3 protein-coding genes (1 of these 3 running past the window's edge) are annotated in these 20,551 nt (G+C 76.7%); all 3 read left to right on the top strand.

The window, feature by feature from the left end; all coding sequences use genetic code 11:
* Tightly spaced (each overlapping or abutting the next), the 3 genes in view from ACFYNS_RS09755 to ACFYNS_RS09745 form a layout consistent with a single transcriptional unit that may run on beyond the window.
* Positions 1-8,979 carry the 3' portion of an amino acid adenylation domain-containing protein gene (locus tag ACFYNS_RS09755; RefSeq protein ID WP_388601916.1) on the top strand. It extends 16,173 nt beyond the left edge of the window, so 8,979 of the gene's 25,152 nt are visible here — the last part of the coding sequence; the start codon falls outside the window, past its left edge; the stop codon is at positions 8,977-8,979.
* Positions 8,976-12,827, top strand: coding sequence for a beta-ketoacyl synthase N-terminal-like domain-containing protein (locus tag ACFYNS_RS09750; RefSeq protein ID WP_388601914.1), 3,852 nt, complete (start codon positions 8,976-8,978; stop codon positions 12,825-12,827). Before ACFYNS_RS09755 ends, ACFYNS_RS09750 begins: the two co-directional genes overlap by 4 nt.
* A complete protein-coding gene (locus ACFYNS_RS09745; protein WP_388601911.1) occupies positions 12,827-20,551 on the top strand; it encodes an SDR family NAD(P)-dependent oxidoreductase in 7,725 nt (2,574 codons plus the stop codon). Before ACFYNS_RS09750 ends, ACFYNS_RS09745 begins: the two co-directional genes overlap by 1 nt.

The following is a 20,551-nucleotide window of genomic DNA, read 5'->3' as shown; positions in this document are numbered from 1 at the left end:
GGGCTGTCCAGCAAGCTGGTCGACCGTGCGGACCGGCGCCCCGCGTCCGGCGCGGCGCCGGACGCGCCCGCGTCCGCGAGCGCCGACGAGGCGCTGCTGCGCGGGGTGTTCGCGGCCCGGCTGGGCCGCGAGCCCGAGTCCCTCGATGTCCGGTCCGGATACTTCGATCTCGGCATCGAGTCGGCGCAGGTCCTCGAACTCGTCGCCGCTGTCGGGGAACTCGTCGGTGAGAGCCAGTCGCCGACCCTGCTGTTCGAGTACACGACCGTCCGCGCCCTCGCGGCACACCTCGCGCCCCGCTACCCGCATGTGTTCGACGGGGCAGCATCCCGCACACCCGCCGCGGAAGCGGCCGACGCACCGGTGGCGGACGCCGCCGGCGCACCGACGGCGTCCGGCACCGGCGCACCGACGGCGTCCGGCACCGGCGCACCGACGGCGTCCGGCTCCGCGGCCCCGGACTGGGCGGACGGGCTGACGCCCGACGACGCCGACCGGTGGGTGGCCCGCGAAGTACTGGTGAAGCTGCGGGAACTCGGCCTGTTCGCGGACGGGCCCGAGCCCAGGGCCGGGCTGGCCGCCCGGTACGCGGTGGTCGAGAAGTACCACCGGTGGCTGGAGGAGGCGCTGCGGCTGCTGGCGGCCGCCGGATTCACCGACGACGCCGACCCGGTCGCCCTGCGGGACGCCGGCCGCCGCGCCGCCGAGCCGGCGGCCGACCCGGAGTGGGCCCACCTGCGATCCCGGCTGGCAGCCGACCCGTACTGGCAGGCGCAGCTCGCGCTCGTCGAGGACTGCGTCGCCGAACTGCCCGCCGTCCTCACCGGGGCCCGGCCGGTCACCGAGATCCTCTTCCCCGGCGGTTCGCTGGACCGGATGACGGCCGCCTACCAGGGCAACGCCATCGCCGACGGACTGAACCGGACCGTCGCCGAGACCGTCGCCGCGTTCGTCCGGGACAGCGCGGACCCGGTGCGGATCGCCGAGATCGGCGCCGGGACGGGCGGGACCACCGCGGTCGTGCTGCCCGAACTGGACGCCGTCGGCGGACCGGCCGAGTACTGGTTCACCGACCTGTCCCCGGCGTTCCTGAGCAAGGCCGAGGACCGGTTCGGCCCCGGCCGCGACTATCTGCGCTACGGCCGCTGGAACGTGGCGGAGCCGGGCGCGGGGGAGAAGCTGGCGGGCGGCCGGTTCGACGTCGTCGTCGCCTCGAACGTGCTGCACGCCACGGGCGACCTGCGCACCGTCGCCGCCAATCTGGCCGGGGCGCTGCGGCCCGGCGGACTGCTGGTGATCAACGAGGTGACCCGCAAGTCCGCGCTGCTCACCCTGACCTTCGGACTCCTCGACGGATGGTGGCTCTACCACGACGAGGAGCTGCGCATCCCGGGCGCGCCGCTGCTGACCGCGGACGGCTGGCAGCGGCTGCTGCACGAGCACGGGTTCGGCGGCATCGCCCGGCCCACGGCGCGCGACGAGGCGTTCGCCGAGGTCGTCGTGGCGAGGGCGGGGGCGGCCGAGGACTCCCCGGTGCGGCTGCTGACCGAGGACTGGCAGCCCGCACCCGTACCGGCGCCCGGCCCGGCCGCCGCCGATGCGGGCCGGACCGTCGTACTGACCGCTCCCGGCACCGCGGGGCTGGCCGACCACCTGCTGCGGGAACTGCCCGGCGCCACCGCGCTGGACGTGACCGCGCTGGACGTGGCCGGGCTCGCCGGCGCCGAGCCCGCTGCGGACACCGTCGTCGACCTGACCGGCTGCGCCCCGGAGGGCGACCACCTGGAGACCTGGCTGCCGTGGCTGCAGCGCGCCTGCGCCGGTGCGCGCCGCGTGCTCGGCGTCACCCGCGGCCCCGGCAGGTCCGGCCCGCACACCTCCCGGGTGGCTGGGCTGTACAGCATGCTCGGGCACGAGCTGCGCCGGCTGCGCGCCACCCACCTCGACCTCGACCCGGCCGAACCGGAAGCGGCAGCAGCCGCCCGCGTGTCGGCCGAACTGACGGCCGCCGAGGGGCCGGGCCGGGTGCGGTACCGCGGCGGCGACCGGCAGTCCCCGGTGCTGCGCGAGCACACTGCGCCCGGTACCCCGGCGACACCGGTCTTCGGCCGGGACGAGGTGCTGCTGGTGACCGGCGGCACCCGGGGCGTGGGCCTGGCCGCCGCCCGGCACGCGGTGACCGCCTGGGGCGTGCGCGACCTGCTGCTGGTCGGCCGCGAGGAACTCCCGGACCGGGCCCGGTGGGCCGAGCGGGCCCGGCAGGACGACGCGCTCGGCCGCAAACTGCGCGGGCTGCTCGACCTCGCCGCGACCGGTGCCCGGATCCGGACCGCCGCCGTGGCGCTGGGCGAACCGGGCGCCGAGGCGGCGCTGGCCGCGCTGCTGCGCGAGAGCGGCCCGGTCGGCGGTGTGCTGCACGCCGCCGGCACGGTGGACGAGGACACCCTCTCCTTCGCCCGCAAGACCCCGGAGAGCGCGCGCCGGGTGCTGGCGCCCAAGGCCGAGGGCGCCGAGGCGGTGCTGGACGCGGTCGCCGGGCAGCCGGTCCGGTTCGTCGTGCTGTTCTCCTCGGTGGCCTCCGCGCTGCCCGCGCTGGCCGTGGGCCAGAGCGACTACGCCATGGCCAACACCCACCTCGACGACCTCGCCCGGAGGGGCGCGGCGGTGCCGGTGGTCAGCGTGCAGTGGCCCAGCTGGGACGGGGTCGGCATGGGCGCGGCGGGCACCGGGCCCGCCTACCGGGCCGCCGGACTGGCACCGCTGCCCGCGCAGGACGGTCTGCGGGTGCTCGACCTGGTGGTCTCCGGCGGTACGGGACCGGTGGTACTGCCCGTGGTCCCGGCCGACGACCGTCCGCTCGACCACCTGGGCACGGTGCCCGGAAAGGAGCCCGGCACCGCCGGGTCCACCGGGGCCGCCGGGGCGCAGGCGCAGTCCGCGGTGCCGGCCGCGGCCGCACCGCACCCGGCGTCCGCGACCGCCCGCACCGCCGAGGCCGGGCAGCCGGGCGGACCCGACCGGTCCGCCGCCGCCGGATGGCTGCTCGATCTGATCGCCGAGCAGCTGGAGTTCGACCGCGACCGGCTCGACCCCGACACACCGGTCCACGACTACGGCACGGACTCGATCACGCTGGTCGAGCTCACCCGCACCGCCTCCACGCGGCTCGGCGTCGAACTGGACCCCTCCGTGCTGATCGAGCACCCGACCGCGAGCGAGTTCGCCACCTGGCTGACGGAGCACCACCCGGAGACCGCACGCACCGCGTTCGGCCCGGCCGCGTCCGGGGCGACCGTCGCGTCGGAGGCGACCGCCGCGCCCGCTCCGGCACCCGTCTCCGGGCCTGGGGGCGGGGCCCCGGACCCCGTCCGGGACGGCGAGCAGCAGCCCGTCGTGCCGGGGAGCGGAACCCCGGTGGCCGCCGAGCGCTCGGACACCCCCGGCGGCCCGGCCGCGGAGGACGGGACACGGGACGGCGACCTGGCGGTGATCGGGCTGTCCTGCCGGTTCCCCGGCGCGTCCGACCCCGAGGCGTACTGGCGGCTGCTGGCCGAGGGCCGGTCGGCCATCGCCCGGGTGCCCGAGGACCGCTGGCCCGGCGAGGGCGGCGGCTTCCACGCGGGACTGCTGGCCGACGCCGACCGCGAACTGGACCCCGGCTACTTCCGGATCGGCGACGCGGACGCGGCGGCCATGGATCCGCAGTCCCTGCTGCTCCTGGAGGAGACGCTGTTCGCCTGGTGCGCGGCCGGATACCGCGCCGAGGAGCTCAGGGGCCGGGAGATCGGCGTCTACATCGGCGGCCGCACCGCGCGGCTGCCCGCCCGAGAGACGGTGCTGGCCAGCCGGAACCCGGTGGTGCTGGGGCAGAACTACCTGGCGGCCAACATCTCCCGCCACTTCGACCTGCGCGGACCCAGCGTGGTGGTGGACACCGCGTGCTCGTCGGCGCTGGTGGCGCTGAACCTGGCCGCGCAGGCGCTGCGCGCCGGGGAGGCCGAGGCGGCGGTGGTCGGCGGCGTCACCCTCATCGAAGGGGCCGCCGCACACCAGGTGTTCGAGCAGCGCGGGCTGCTCACCGCCGAACCGGAGTTCCACGCCTTCGACCGGCGCGCCGGAGGGTTCGTACCCGCCGAGGGCGCGGGCGTCGTGGTGGTGAAGCCCCTGGCCGCGGCCCGCGCGGACGGCGACCGGATCATGGCCGTCGTCAAGGGGATCGCCGTCAACAACGACGGTCGCACCGCCGGTCCGGCCACCCCGAACCTGGCGACCCAGCAGCAGGTCCTCTCCCGCGCCCTGGCCGCCAGCGGCCACCGCCCCGAGGAGATCGGCTATCTGGAGGCCAACGCCTCGGGCTCGCCGGTGACCGACCTGATCGAGCTCAAGGCCGTCCGGGAGGTGTACCGCTCCGGATCCGCGGCCGAGTGCGCGCTGGGCTCGGTCAAGCCCAACATCGGCCACCCCCAGTGCGCCGAGGGCATCGCCGGATTCATCAAGGTCGCGCTGATGCTGGAGCGCGGGCGGCGGGTGCCGTACCTGAGCGGACAGCAGCCGCCCGAGCACTTCGATCTCGCCGCCTCGCCGTTCCGCTTCGACCGCGAACAGGCGCCGTGGCCGGGGCCGCGGGTCGCCGCGCTCAACAGCTTCGGCGACGGCGGCACCAACGCGCACGTGGTCATGGCCGCCTGGAGGGGGGACCGCGGCAGCCGCACCCCGCTGCCCCGGCCCGCCCTGGACCGGCGCCGTGTGGAGTCGACCGGGACGCCGGTGGGCCCGGCACCGGAGCCGGCGGCTGCCGCCCCGCGGCGGGCTGCCGTACCCCCCGCCGGATCCACCGCCGCGCCGCACCGGGCCGAGCCGGTGGCCGTGATCGGCATGGCGGGGCGCTACCCGGGCGCGGCCGACCTCGACGGGTTCTGGACCAACCTGCTCGGCGGTGTGGACAGCGTCGTCGAGGTGCCGGGCGACCGCTGGGACCACCGCGAGTTCGCCCACCTGCGCAGCGCCTCCGGCCGTCCGCTCTCCTCCTGGGGCGGCTTCCTGGAGGACGTGGACGCCTTCGACGCGGCGCTGTTCCGCATCTCCGCGGCCGAGGCCGCCGTGCTGGACCCGCAGGAGCGGCTGTTCCTGCAGACCTGCTGGGCGGCGATCGAGGACGCCGGGCACACCCCGCAGTCGCTGTGCCCGCCGACCGGTCCCGGCGGCCGCCGCCGCGGCGGAGTGTTCGCCGGGGTGATGCACAAGGACTATCCGCTGCTGGGCGTCGAGCACGCCGCACGCGGCGGCGATCCGGTGCCGCTGGGGCTGAGCCAGGGCCAGATCGCCAACCGGGTGTCGTTCTTCTGCGACTTCCACGGTCCCAGCGTCGCCGTGGACACCCTCTGCTCCTCCTCGCTGACCGCCGTGCACATGGCCGTGCGCAGTCTGCGGGACGGCGAGTGCGCGGTGGCGGTGGCCGGCGGCGTGAACCTGTCCCTGCACCCGGCCAAGTACGTCGGCTACGGGCTGGTCAACATGCACTCCACCGACGGCCGCTGCCGCTCCTTCGGCGAGGGGGGCGACGGCTACGTCTCCGCCGAGGGAGTGGGCGCCGTCGTCCTCAAACCGCTCTCGGCGGCCGAACGCGACGGCGACCACATCTACGCGGTCGTCCGCGGCAGCGCCGTCAACCACGGCGGCGCCGCAGGCGGGTTCAGTGTGCCCAGCCCGCCCGCGCAGGCCGCGGTGCTCACCGAGGCCCTGGCGGACGCGGACACCGACCCGGCCACCATCGGGGTGCTGGAGGCCCACGGCACCGGCACCTCACTCGGCGACCCGATCGAACTGCGCGCCCTGGCGACCGCCTTCGGGGACGCGGCGAAGCCCGAGTCGTGCGCGCTGGGTTCGGTGAAGTCCAACATCGGCCACGCGGAGGGCGCCGCGGGCATCTCCGGGCTCACCAAGGCGGTGCTGCAGCTCCACCACCGCACGCTGGCACCGACACTGCACGCCGACCCGGCCAATCCGCTGCTGGAGCTGGACAGTTCCCCGTTCCGCATCCAGTACGCCGCCGAGGAGTGGACGGTGCCCGACGGCGGGCCGCGCCGCGCCGGGGTCAGCTCGTTCGGCGCGACCGGCGCCAACGCGCACGTGGTGCTGGAGGAGTACACCGGCCCGCCGGAGGCCGCGGCGGCCACCGCGGCCCCGGGGCCCGTGGTGGTGCCGCTGTCGGCCCGCACGGTGCCGGCGCTGCGGGCGGTCGCCGCGCGGCTGCTGGACCGGCTGCGCGGCGGCGCCGCCGACGCGGCCCGCGAGGTCACCGCCCGGCTCGCCCGGGTGCTGGGCACCGACCCGGCCGACCTCGACCCCCGGCAGCCGTGGCACGAGTACGGCATCACGGCCGCCGAGGTCACCCAGGTCGCCCGGTCGCTGGCCGAGCTGCTGCCCTCGGGCCGGCCGCCCCGGCTCACCGCCGGGCACACCGTCGCCGAGGCCGCCGCCCTGGTGCCGGCGGGCGCCGGGGACCTCGCGCTCGCCGATGTGGCCCACACCCTGCAGCACGGCCGGGTGGAGCTGGCCGAGCGGGCCGCGTTCGCCGTGCCCGACCTGGCCGGACTCGTCCGGGCCCTCGGCGACTTCCTCGCCGACGACGCGGTGCGGGTGCACGGCACGGAGGCGGCGCTGCGCCCGCTCGCCGAACGATGGGTGGAGGGCGCCGCCGTCGACTGGACGGACCGGCCGGGAGCCGCCCGCGGCCGCCGGGTCAGCCTGCCCGGCTACCCCTTCGCGCAGGACCGCTACTGGTTCACCGACCACTCCGCCGCGCCCGCACCGGACCGCCCCGGAGGTCCGGGGACCGACGGCCGCGACGGTGGGCACGGCAACGGTGGGCACGGCGCCGACGGCCGCAGTGTGCCGGTCCCCGGCGCCGACCGGCCCGCCGCGGACGCGGGTTCCCCGGAGGAGGCCGTACCCGGCTTCGCCGGGCAGCCGCAGGAGACGGAACGGGGCCGTGGACGTGGACGTGGGCAGGGGCAGGGGCAGGGGCGGGCAGCGGACGGCGCGGGTGCCGCGCTCACCGCGCCGTCCCGGGGGATGCTGCGGGTGCCGAGCTGGGCAGTCCGCTCACCGGCACCCGAACCGGCCGCCGTCGGGGGCCGGGTACTGGTCGTCGAGTCCGGGGCCGGCGCCCTGGCCGAGGCCATCGGCGCCCACCACCGCGCCTCCGGGGCCACCGTGGTGCCGGTGACGACGGGTGCGAGCACGGTCGGCACGGGTTCGCTGCGCACGGTTTCGCCCGGCGACCCCGCCGCCTTCCGCACAGTCCTCGCCGACGTCGGCCCGGTGGACCGGGTGCATTTCGTCGTCGGCGCCGAGGACCCGCACGCCCGGGTCGACGCGGACGTCCAACTGCTCGCCCTGCGGCTGCTGCGGGCCCTGTCCGAGCAGAACGGCGGCGAGCGGATCGACTGCCATCTGACCACCCACGACACCCACGGCACGGACGGCCGCGCGGCCAACGCCACCGGCGCCGGGCTGACCGGGCTCGCCTACTTCCTGGCCCAGCAGCGCCGCCGCTACGCGGTGCGCAACGTCGACGTCTCCGCGCAGGAGACCGATCTGCCCGGGCTGGCCGCTGCGCTGATCGCCGAACCGGCCAGCCCGGCGGGCGAACTGACGCTGCTGCGCGAGGGCAGGCGCTACCGGCAGCGGTTCGACGAGGTCGAGCCGCCCGGTGGCGAGCCGGGGCTGCGGACGGGCGGTGCGTACCTGGTGATCGGCGGTGCGGGGGTGGTCGGCCAGGCCGTCACCCGGCACCTGCACGAGCACTACGGAGCCCGGGTCGCCTGGGTGGGCCGCAGGCAAGGGGACGACGCGGGGGTCCGCGCGGCGCTCGACGCCGCGACCGCCGGGGACCGCGCCCCCGCGTACCTGCGCGCCGACGTGACGGACCCCGAGCAGGTGCGGGCCGCGGTCGCCGAGGCCAAGGAGACACTGGGCGCCCTGCACGGCGTCGTGTTCGCGGGCGCTTCGACCATCACCGAGCAGGCCCGGGAGGTGACCGCGCTCGACGACGCCGAGTTCCGCCACCACTACGAGGTGAAGGCCCGGGGCGCCGTGCATGTGGCGGGCGCGCTGGTGGACGAGCCGCTGGACTTCCTGTGCTTCTTCTCCTCGGCGCAGGCGTTCGCGTTCGGCGGCGCCGGAACGCACCCGGCGTACGCGGCGGGCATCACGTTCGCGGACGCGTTCGCGCGGGCCATCGCCGTGGCCGCGCCGTTCCCGGTCGGGGTGCTCAACTGGGGCGCCTGGGCCTCCTCGTTCGGCGAGGCGGCCGCCGAGCACCCCGGGGTCGGCTTCCTCAGCGACGAGGAGGGCGCGGCCTGCTTCGACGCGGCAGTGCGGCTGCTGACCTCGGGCGGCGCCACCCAGACCGTCGGCCTGCGCCCCGGCGGCGCAGCACCGGCGCGCGGACCGGGATCCGCGCAGGCCGGGGCGCCCCGGCCTGCGGAGACCGGGCCCGCGGAGTCCGCGCGATCCGCGGAACCCGCAACCGAGCCCGTGCCGGAGCCTGCAACCGCAGCCGCACCCGTGCCGGAGCCTGCACCCGCACCCGTGCCCGAGCCCGGACCCGCTCCCGAGCCCCTGCCTCCGCGGACGCCGCCGGAGTCCGCCGAGCCGGGGCCGACGGCCGCAGGCGAGGGGCAGGGCCGGGAGCAGGAGCCGCCCGCGCAAGGGGCCGACCGGGACCGGATCAGGTCGCTGACCACTCAGCGGCTCGCCCGGGCACTGCGCGTGCCGCCCGAAGAGCTGTCGTCCCGCCGCGCGTTCGCGGAACTCGGCGTCGACTCGATCACCGGGATGTCCTTCGTCTCCGAGCTCGGCGAGGAGCTGGGCCTCGAACTGGACGCGGCACTCCTCTACGACCACACCACCATCGACCGGTTGACCGACCATCTCACCGATCTTGTCGACAACGCCTCCGGAGGGCAGCGATGACGAGTACCGAGTTCCGATCCGTCGTGGATCGCTACCTCACCGCCGGCCAGGCCGCCGCAGCGGAGCCGCCGCCCGCCCCGACCTCCGCACTGGACATCGCGGTGGTCGGGATGGCGGGCCGGTTCCCCGGGGCCGACGACGTCCGCACGTTCTGGGAGAACCTGGCCGCGGGGCGCAAGAGCGTCGGCGAACTGCCCACCGAGATCCTCGGCGAGGGCGCCCGGGGCTACCGCTGGGGCGGTGTGATCGCCGACCGGGACTGCTTCGACCCGGAGTTCTTCGGGATCGACCCGCGCGAGGCCGACTCCATGAACCTGCACCAGCGGCTGCTGCTGCAGGAGGCGTGGCACGCCGTCGAGGACGCGGGCATCGACCCGTTCTCGCTGTACGGCTCCGACACCGGGATGTTCGTGGGCGCCGAGCCCGCCGGCTATCTGCACGAGTCGTTCACCGGCGCCTCCGACGCGCTGGTCGCGGCCCGGCTGTCCTACTTCCTCGACTGGCACGGCCCGGCGCTGGTCGTCAACACCGCCTGCTCCTCGTCCGTCGTCGCCATCCACATGGCCTGCCGCAGCCTGCTGGCCGGCGACTGCGGGATCGCGCTGGCTGCCGGCGCGAACGTGGGCCTGGACCAGAGTTCGCTGAACCTGCTCGCGGACATGGGGGTGCTCTCGCCGTCCGGGGAGTGCCGCACCTTCGACAACTCCGCCAACGGCACCGTGTTCGCCGAGGGGGTGGCGGTGCTGGTGCTCAAGCGGCTCGCCGACGCCGAGGCGGCCGGCGACGACATCCGCGGCGTCATCCGGGCCACCGGCGTCAACCACGACGGCGCCAGCAACGGCCTCACCGCGCCGAACGGACCGGCCCAGGAGAAGCTGGTCGAGACGGTGTACCGGCGGCACGGCATCGACACCTCCCGGGTCGGCTACGTCGAGGCGCACGGCACCGGCACCGTGCTCGGCGACCCGGTCGAGGCCGGAGCGCTGGCCCGCGCGTTCAGCAGGCAGCAGCCGAACCCGGACGGGTGCGTGCTCGGCAGCGCCAAGGCGAACGTCGGCCACACCGGCGCGGCCGCGGGCGCGATCGGCCTGGTGAAGGTGCTGCTGAGCATGCGCAACGAGCGCTTCCCCGGTATGCCCACCTTCCGCACCCTGAACCCGATGATCAAGCTGGACGGTTCGGGCATCACCATCGACGCCGTCGGCAGGCCGTGGCCCGCGACCCCGGGCGCACCGCGGCTCGCGGCGGTCAACTCCATGGGCCACAGCGGCACCAACGCGCACCTGGTGGTGGAGGAGTACCAGCCCGCGCCGCGTCCGGCGGCCGGGGACCGCGCCCCGGGCCCGGTGGCGGTGCCGCTCTCGGCCCGCGACGCCGAGCGGCTCGGCACACTGGCCGGGGAACTGGCCGACCATCTCGAACAGGTCTGCACGACAGGCGCGGAGAGCGGCCAGGACACCCTCCGCCGGCTCATCGCCGACCTGCTGGGAATCGACCCCGGCGGACTGCGCGGCGACCGGAACCTGGAGAGCCACGGCGCCGAGCCCCACCAGCTCGCCCAACTGGCCAACCTGCTGACCCGGCAGACCGGCCGGCAGGTCACGGTCGACACGCTCTACGAGTCGCCGTCCGTGGACAGCCTGGTCGCCTCGCTGGCCCCGGCCGCCCGGCCGGACGAGCGGCAGCCGGTGTGGGCACCGCCGACGCTCGCCGACGTGGCGGTGACCCTCCAGCAGGGGCGCGCGGCGCTGGACGAGCGGGCCGTCGTGGTGGCCGGTTCGGTGCCCGAACTGGTGGCGGCGCTCCGGGCGCTCGCCGCGGGCCGCCCCACCGCGGACACGGCCGTGGGCCGGGCCCGCACCGGGGCGCCCCGTGCGGCCGACGACACTCCGGCGGAGCTGGCCGCGGCCTGGTGCCGGGGCGCGGAGGTCTCCTGGCCCGCCCTCGACGGGCGGCGCATCTCGCTTCCCGGGTATCCGTTCGCGCGCAACCGCCACGGCCGGGACCGGCTGGCCCCCCGCCCGGCTGCCGGAGCCGCCGCCCCGGCCGCCCGCCCGCAGCCCGCCGGGCAGCCGGGCTCCGCCCCGCGGACGACCGCCGAGCCCCGGACCGCCCCGGCAGCACCCGCGGCCCCGGCACCTGCCGCGACGGCAGCTCCCGCTGCCGCTCCGGTGGCTCCCGCCGAGCCGTCGGCCCCGACGGCCCCGGCACCTGCGACGGTTCCCGCCGCGCCTGCCCGACCCGCCGCTCCGGCCGCTCCCGCGGTGGAGGCGAATGCGCCGGCGGACACCGGGCCGCAGGCCGCTGCCGGGCCCGGTGGGCTGCGTGAGGATGTCGCACTGTGGCTGACCCGGGTGATCGCCGACGAGGTGGGCGTCGACCCGGCGGCCGTCGACCGCTGGGAGCGGTTCGACGCGTTCGGCGTGGACTCGGTGGTCCGGACCCGGGTGAACCAGTACCTCGCCCAGCGGTTCCCGGCCGCGTCCCGGACCCTGCTGTTCGAGTTCCCCACCATCGACGAGGTCGCCGACCTCCTGACCACGGACTTCCCCGCCGACTGCCGGACCGCCCTGCAGGGCGCGGAGCCGGTTCCCGGAGTGCAGCTTCCCGGTGGTGGCGGGGCGGTCGGTGTGGAGCCGGCTGTGGGATCGACTGTGGTGCCGTCGGGGGCTGCGGTCGGTGTTGCGGCCTCTGGTGGGGGCGATGTGGTGGGTTGGTTGTCGGGTGTGGTGGGGGAAGAGGCGGGGGTTGCTGTGGGGGAGGTGGATCCGTGGCGGTCGTGGGATGCGTTCGGGATTGATTCGGTGGTGCGTACGCGGGTGAATCACCGGATCGCCGAGGTGTTTCCGGATGCGTCGCGGACGTTGCTGTTCGAGTTCGGCTGTGTGGCCGAGGTGGCCGAGAGCCTGGCGGCGGACTTCCCGGCCGACAGCAGCGCGCTTCCGGGCGCCCCGGCCGGCGTCGCCCCGGCCGCGACCGGCACCCCGGCACCGCCCGCCGAGCCGATACCCGAGTGGCCCGCCGAACCGACCTGGGCCGCGCCGTTCCCGGCACGCGAGATCGGGTTCTCCGCCAGCCGGGTGCTGCTCCACCCGGAGGCCGACCCCGACGACACCCAACTGGTGCGCGAGCACCAAGCCGAGCTGCTCGACGTACTGCTCCGCGGTGAAGACCTCGACCGGGTCGGCGGCCTGTTCGACCTGGAGGGCGCACAGGGCGCCGCCGGACTGCGCCTCGCGGCCCGCCACCGCGCCTTGCGGGTGCACATCCGCACCGCCGACCCGGCGCAGGCCGAGGCCGCGGCCCGGGCGGCCAAGGAGCACGGCCTCGACACGAGGGTCACCGTCGCGCACACCGACCCCGCGACCGTGCACGAGGTGGCGCTGGGTCTCGAGGGCAGCCACCTGGCCGCCGACAAGGCCGGGTACCTGGCCGGGATCGCCGCCGTGCTGCCGGAAGGCGGCAGGCTGCTCCTGGCCGACTTCCTGGCCGTCGGCAGCGAGCGGACCGACCCGGGGCTGGGCATCCGGCTCCCGACCCCGGAGCAGTGGGCCGACCACCTCGCCGACGCCGGGTTCGTGCTCGACGACGCGGTCGACGCGAGCGCCCGCGTCGGGCACTTCCTCGCCGACTTCGACGTCGACCAGCACACCGCCGGCCTCGACCCCCGGGCCAAGGACCGGTGGCGGTTCCACACCGACCTGGCCGTGCCGCTGGAGCGCGGTACGGCGGCGTATCTGCTGCTGCGGCTGCGCAAGGACAGCACGGCCGGACCGGCGGCCGGGCGCGCGGCCAACCGCGCCCGGATCGCCGCGGCCACCCCCTACGCCGAGGCGGTGACCCGTTGATGAGTAAGCCGACGACGGAAACGACGGCAACGCCCCCGACTGCGGCGGCGACTGAGCAGGGACGGCGTCCGGCCGAGCACGCGCAGCGGCTGCACACCGCCGCCCGGAACGTGCTCGCCGGGGCCGACCCCGGCGCCGGGCTCGCGGTGCAGCGCGGCACCGACGCGCTGACCCTGCTGGCCCGGCGGATGCTGGCCGGGGCCCTCCGGCGGATGGGCGCCTTCACCGCGCCGGGCGACGGGGGCACGCCGGACGAACTGACCGCGACCCTCGGGGTGGTCGACCAGCACCGGCGGCTGTTCGAGGCGCTGCTGGACATCCTCGTCACGGCGGGCACGCTGCGCCGGGAGGGCGAGCGGCTGGTCGCCGCCTATCCGCTGCGCGAGCTCTCCCGCGCCGAGTCGGACGCCATGGTCGCCGGGCTGGTGGCCGAGTTCCCCACCGCGGAGCCGACCGTCCGGCTGCTGCGCCGCTGCCTGGACGCCTACCCGGAGGTGCTGACCGGGCGCCGTCCCGTCGGCGAGGTGCTCTTCGCCGACGGCGCCGGTGCCGAGCCGTCCGGTGCCGAGCCGTCCGGCGCCGCTCCGGGCGGCGCCCCGGACAGCGGCGAGGTCGTCGCCGCCGTGGCCGCCGAGGCGGCCCGCGCCCGGCTGGAGACGGCGAGCGCCGTCTCGGTCGTCGAACTGGGCTCCGGCAGCGGTGCGGCGGCCGCCCGGACGCTGCCCGCGCTGGCGCCCTTCGGCGACCGGCTGCGCTACGCGTACACCGACCCCTCCACCCGGTTCGTCGAGCACGGCAGGCAGCGCTTCGGCTCCGCGTACGGTTTCACCGACTTCACCGTCCACGACATCGCCGTCGCCGCCGCGACCCCGGAACTGCCCGCCGGGGGCGCCGATGTGCTGCTCGCCGCGAACGTGCTGCACGCCGCCGCCGACCCGGACGCGGCCCTGGCCAACGCCGCGGCGCTGCTCCGTCCCGGGGGCGCGCTGGTGCTGACCGAGGCCGTCTCGGCGCCCGAACCCTCGATCATGCTCTTCGGGCTGACCGCCGATTGGTGGCCTCGGCCGGATGCGGCACGGGCCCGGTTGCCCCATGCGCCGCTGCTCTCGGCCGACGCCTGGCGGGCCGCGCTGGCCGCGGCCGGGTTCGAGGAGATCCGTGTCCATCCGCTGCCCCCCGGGGTGGACGAGGACGACGCGCCGGAGGCGGTCCTGGTCGCCCTGCGGGGTGCGCCCGCCGCGAGCAACGTGCCTCCGTCCGCGCCTCCGGCGGCTTCCGCGGCTCCCGCACCGGCTGCGGCGGCTCCCGCCTCGGCCGCCGCCGCGCCCGCCGCCGCGCCGGCCGCCGCGCCCCCGGCCGCGGCACCCCCGGCCGCGGAGGCGCGACCCGCCCCCGCGCCGCGTCCCGCCCCCGCGCCGCGTCCCGCCGCGGACGCCGGGCCGGCCGAACCGGACACCGCGGAACCCGTCGCGATCGTCGGTCTGAGCGTGCGCTTCCCCGGGGCGCCGGACCTGCGCAGCTACTGGGACCTGGTCACCGCCAACCGCAGCGCCATCGGCGAGATCCCGGCCCGGCGCTGGGACTGGCGGCAGTACTACACCCCCGACCCGCAGGGCATGGAGGTCATCAGCAAGAGCCACTCCAGGTGGGGCGGGTTCCTGGAGGACTTCGACCAGTTCGACGCCGAGTTCTTCGGGATGTCCGAGCAGGAGGCCCGGAACACCGACCCCCAGCAGCGGATCTTCCTCCAGGAGTGCTGGAAGGCGATGGAGGACGCCGGGTACTGCCCGCATGCCCTCGACGCCAAGGTCCGCAGGGCTACCGGGGTGTTCGCCGGCGCCTCCAAGCTGGGCTTCGACCGGCTCGGCGCGGACCGCGGCGTCGACCTGCCGCGCACCTCGTTCGGCGACATGGTCAACCGCGTCTCCTACCAGCTCGACCTCGGCGGACCGAGCAAGCCGGTGGACACCGCGTGCTCCTCGGCGCTTGTCGCGCTGCACGAGGCCGTGCAGAGCCTGCGTTCCGGCGAGTGCGCGATGGCCCTGGTCGGCGGGGTGAACCTGTATCTGCACCCTTCCACCTACGCCGAGTTGGGCGCCGTGAAGATGCTCTCGAACCGGCCGGAGTGCCCGGCCTTCGGGATCGGCGGCAACGGCATCGTGCCCGGCGAAGGCGTCGGTGTCGTGGTGCTCAAGCGGTTGGCCGACGCACGGCGCGACAACGACCACGTGCGCGCGGTCGTCCGCGGCAGCGCGGTCAACCACAACGGGCGCACCGTCGGCTTCACCAGCCCCAGCCCCAAGCGGCAGGCCGACGTCATCACCGCCGCGCTGCGGCGGGCGGGCGTCGACGGCGGCACGGTGAGCTACCTGGAGACCACCGTCAACGGCACCGAGATCGGCGACGCGGTCGAGATGACCGCGGTCACCCAGGCGTTCGGCGGCCGGGAGGGGGCCTCGGGCCGCTTCCGGCTCGGCTCGGTCAAGCCCAACATCGGCCACGGCGAGGCGTCCTCCGGTATGGCGCAGCTCTCCAAGGTGGTGCTGGCGCTCACCGAGCGCACCCTGCCCCCCACCCGGCTGCCCCAGGAGATCAACCCCGCCATCGACCGCGACAAACTGCCCTTCGAACTGTCGGACCAGCCGGTGCCCTGGCACCCGCCGCAGGTGCACGGGCAGGCCCAGGTGCGGCGGGCCGGGATCACCGGGATCGGTGCGGGCGGTGCCAACGCGCACGTCGTCGTCGAGGAGGCCCCCGAGACCGAGGTCCGGCGGAGCACGGGGCCGGCCCTGTTCGTGCTCTCGGCCCGCACCCCGCAGCAGCTCGCCGACTCGGTCGGGAACTGGATCGGCTTCCTGCGCGGCAACCCGGACCTGGACCTGGCGCGGGTCGCCTGGACCAGCCAGGTCGGCCGGGAGCCGATGCGGTTCCGGCTGGCCGTGGTGGCCGAGGACGTGGCGGAGATCTGTGCCGCCCTGGACCGGTGGCGCGCGGGCGACCCCGCCGCCGTGCTGACCGGAGAGGCCAAGCGCCCCGCCTCCGCCGTCCGCGCCGAGCGCGCCAAGGGCAGGCCGCTGCCGGAGCTGGCCCGGGTGTGGGCCGAAGGCGGCATGCTCGCCTGGAGTTCGCTGTATCCGCAGGGCACGCCGCTGCGGCTGGGCGGGCTGCCCACCTACCCCTTCGCCACCACCGGCTACTGGACCGACCCCCCGGCCGCCGCTCCAGCCGCACCGGCCGCGCCTGCCGCGTCCGCAGTGCCGGCCGCCGCCCCGGCTCCGGCACGCCCCGCGCCCTCGGCTCCGGCACCCGTACCGCCCCCGGCGCCGTCCCCGCCCCCGGTCCCGGTCGGAGCCGGGACGACAGCCGCCCGGCCCCCGTCCCCGGCACCGGCCGGCGCGTCAACCCCCGCACCGGCCGGCGCGTCGGCCCCCGCTGCCGCACCGGTCGCCGCGCAGGGGGACGCCTCCCGGCATCCGCTGCTCGATCTCGCCGCAGCGGTCACCGGCGCGGACGGCACGCTGACCGTCACCGGCAGCGTCTCCCAGGCGGCCCAGCCATGGCTCGGCGACCATCTCGTCAACGGCCGGGTGCTGCTGGCCGGCACCGCCCTGGTGGACATGGTCGGACGCGCGGGCGAGACCGTGGACACCGCCCGGATCACGGAGCTGACCCTGCACGCGCCGCTCGACCTGACGGGTGGGCAGGAGAGCGCCGTACGGCTCGAGCTCGCGCCCCCGGCGGCGGACGGCACGCGCACCGTCGAGGTGACCTCGCGGCCCGCCGGCGCCGCCGCGAACCGGCCGTGGTCCCGGCACGCCACCGGCACGCTGGCCCCGCTGCGCGGCACACCGGACTTCGACCTGGTCCAGTGGCCGCCGCCGGGAGCCGAGCCGCTTCCCGTCGCGGACTACTACGCCGCCATGGACGCCGCCGGGTACACCTACGGCCCGGCGTTCCAGAGCCTGCGCGCGGTGTGGGCGCGCGGTACCGAGGTGTTCGCCGAGGTCGAACTGCCCCCCGCGGAAGCCGCCGAAGCGGGCCGCTACGGCGTACACCCGGCGCTCCTGGACTCGGCGCTGCACGCGATGGGCTTCGGCACCTGGATGGAGGGCGGAGGCGGACTGCTGCCGTTCGCCTGGACGGGGATGTCGGTCCACAGCCCCGGGGCCGGAGGCCGGGCCCGCGCACGGCTGACCGGAGTCGACGGCTCCGGTGTCGCGCTGCAGCTCGCCGACGGCGACGGGAAGCCCGTCGCACAACTCGACTGCCTCGTACTGCGCTCGGCCACCGGCGAGCGCCCCGACCCGGCGCGGGACGCGCTGCTCACCCTCGAATGGGAACCGCTGCCGCAGGCGGCGGCCCCGGCCGCGGGCGGCGGCCCGTCCGCCGCCACCTGGTCGCTGCTCGGCCCCGACCCCTACGGCATCGGCCAGGTGGTCCGGACCGCCGAACGTGGCGAATTCGCCGTCCTGTCGCTGCAGGGCCCCGGCGACCTCCCGGTGACCGGCGAGGCGCTCGTGCCCGCCGCGCACGAGGCCACCGGCGCGCTGCTGGACACCGTCCGGGACTGGCTGACCGACCCGGCCAACCGCGGCCGCCGGCTGGTCGTGCTGACCAGGGGCGCCATCGCCGTCGAGCCGGGGGAGCCGGTTCCCGACCTGGCGAACGCGCCCGCCTGGGGCCTGCTGCGGGCGGCGCAGTCGGAGTTCCAGCGCCGGCTCGTGCTGGTCGAGCTGGACCGGCACGCGCCGGTCGCCGACGTTCCCGCGGCGATCGAGACGGCGCTGGCCGCCGACGAGTTCCACCTCGCGCTGCGCGGCGGCCGGGTGCTGGTGCCGCGGCTGGTGCGGGCCGCCGACGACCCGGGCCTGGACGTGCCCCGCACCCCGACCTGGCGGCTGGATTCCACGGCACCCGGCACCCTGGAGAACCTGGCGCTGGTCCACGCGCCGGACGCCGCCCGTCCGCTCGCCGCCGGACAGGTACGGGTCGCCGTCCGCGCCGCCGCGCTCAACTTCCGCGACGTGCTGGGGGCGCTCGGCATGTACCCAGGCGACCTGGTGCTCGGCGCCGAGGGCGCCGGCGTGGTCACCGAGGTCGGCCCCGGCGTCACCGGACTGGCCGTCGGCGACCGGGTGTTCGGCCTGCTGCCGGGCGGCATCGGACCGGTCTGCGTGACCGACGCGCGGACCGTGCGGCACATCCCGGCCGGCTGGACCTGGGCGGAGGCCGCCTCCGCACCCGTGGCGTACCTGACCGCCTACTACGGACTGGTCGAGCTGGCCGGACTGCGGGCCGGCGAGTCGGTGCTGGTGCACGCCGCCGCGGGCGGGGTGGGCAGCGCCGCGGTGCGGCTCGCCGACCATCTGGGCGCCGACGTGTTCGCCACGGCGGCGCCGGCCAAGCACGCCGAGGTGCGGGCCATGGGCGTGCCCGCCTCGCTGATCCGCTCCTCGCGCGACACCGGCTACGCCGCCGCGTTCGCGGCCGAGAGCAGCAACCGCGGCGTGGACGTCGTCCTCAACTCGCTGACCGGCGAGCACATCGACGCCTCGCTGCGACTGCTGCCCCGCGGCGGGCGGTTCGTCGAGATGGGGAAGACCGACATCCGGCCCGCCGAGGACGTCGAGGCGAGCCACCCGGGCGTCCGCTACCAGGCGTTCGACCTCGTCGAGGCGGGACCGGAGCGGATCGGCGCCATGTTCGACGCGCTGCTGCCGCTGTTCGAGCGCGGCGTGCTGCCGCCGCCGACCCGCACCGTGCTCGACGTCCGCCGCGCCCGGGACGCGATGCGCACCATGAGCCGGGGCAGGCACATCGGCCGGATCGTGCTCACCATCCCCCGTACCTTCGCGCCCGGCGGCACCGTGCTCGTCGCGGGCGGCACCGGCACGCTGGGCTCGGTGATCGCGCGGAACCTGGTCACCGCGCACGGCGTGCGGCACCTGGTGCTCGCCTCCCGGCGCGGCGACGCCGCGCCCGGCGCCCGCGAACTGGCCGCCGAACTCACCGCGCTGGGGGCCGAGGTCCGGCTGGCGCGCTGCGATGCGACCGACCGGGACCAGGTGGCCGGGGTGCTGGCCGGGATTCCCGCCGACCACCCGCTCACCGGTGTGGTGCAGGTGGTCGGGGCGCTGGACGACGGCATGCTCGCCGGCCAGACCCGCGCCCGGCTCGCGCCGGTGCTGCGGGCCAAGCTGGACGCGGCCGTCGTCCTGGACGAGCTGACCCGCGCGGCCGACCCGGACGTCTTCGTGACCTTCTCCGGAGCCGCCGGGGTGCTCGGCAACCCGGGGCAGTCCACCTACGCGGCCGCCAACGCGTTCCTGGACGCGCTGGCCCGGCGCCGCCGCACCGACGGACTGCCGGGGCTGTCCGTCGCGTTCGGCCTGTGGGCCAGCGTCAGCGACCTCACCCGGGACCTGCTGGAGGACGAGCGGGCCACCGCCATGATGGTCCGCAGCGGCTTCCGGATGCTGTCCGACCAGGAGGGCGCGGCGCTGTTCGACGCGGCCGTGGCCGGACCGGCGGAGCTTGCCGTGCCGATGCGGCTGGACCTCGCCGCGCTGCGGGCCGCCCCCGTGCACCCGGTGCTGCGCAGCCTGGTCCGCCAGGACACCGCGGTCCCGGCCGCCGGACCCGAGGCACCCCCCGCCGCCGGTACGGCAACACCCGGGGCCGCCGGGGCTTCGGGCACGGCACCGCCGCCGAGCGTCGATGGCCTGGCGTCCGGCACCGACGCGGTGGACACCGGCGCCCCCGCGGCGGCGGCCGACGCCTCAGCCGCTGCGGCCGACGCCCGTGCTCCCGGCGCCCCCGAACCGCTGCTGGAGCAGCTCGCCGGTGCCGCGCCGGACCGGCGCCGGGCCCTGCTGCTGGCGCTGGTCGCCCAGGAGGTCGCGGCGGTCCTGCCCGGCTTCGAGCCCGAACACATCGAGACGGACAGCGGATTCGCCGAGCTCGGATTCGACTCGCTGACCGCGGTGGAGCTGCGCAACCGGCTCGACCAGGCGACGGGCCTGCGACTGCCGGTGACCCTGGTCTTCGACCAGGCGACGGCGGGCGCCCTGGCGGGCCATCTGCTGGGACTGCTGGCCGACCGGATACCCGCCACCGCTGCCGCCCCGCACTCCGCCCCGGGCGGAGCCGAGGCGGGCGGGGACTCCTGGGCCGCGCTGCTGGCCCCGGAGAACCTCGCCGCGGTGGGCGCGATCGCCGACGTGGGCGGCGGCGGAGGCGAACAACTCGCCACGCTCGCAGCGCAGCAGGGCACGGCGGTGCTCCACTCCGTACCCGCGAGCCCCGACGAGGCCCTGCCCGGCACCTACGACCTGGTGGTCGCCCTGGGCCGGCTGGTGACCGTACGCCGCAAGCGGGAACTGCTCGCCCGGATCGACGCCGCACTGATCGACGGCGGCCGGATGCTGCTCGCCGACCATGTCGGCACCCTGCGCGGCGACCTCGACGACCGGGCCGCCGGGGTGCTGGTGCCCGGCGTCGACTCGTGGGTGTCGCTGCTGGGCTCGGCCCGTCTGGTCGTCGAGCGGGTCACCGCGCCGCCGACCGTGCTCGACCCGCTGCTGGAGCAGGACGGGCTCGCCGAGCCGTCCCGCCGCGGGTGGACCCGCCCGGTGCTGCTGCGGCTGCGCAAGGCGGCAGCGACGGCCGCGGAGGACAGGGACCGGGCCAACCACCGCGCACTGACCGAGTGGGCAGGCGCCTGA

It is taken from the genome of Streptomyces sp. NPDC006925, assembly GCF_042869575.1.
Classification (GTDB): Bacteria; Actinomycetota; Actinomycetes; order Streptomycetales; family Streptomycetaceae; genus Streptomyces.
The sequence above is the reverse complement of the archived record's forward strand: the minus strand, read 5'-3'. Positions and strand labels throughout refer to the sequence as shown.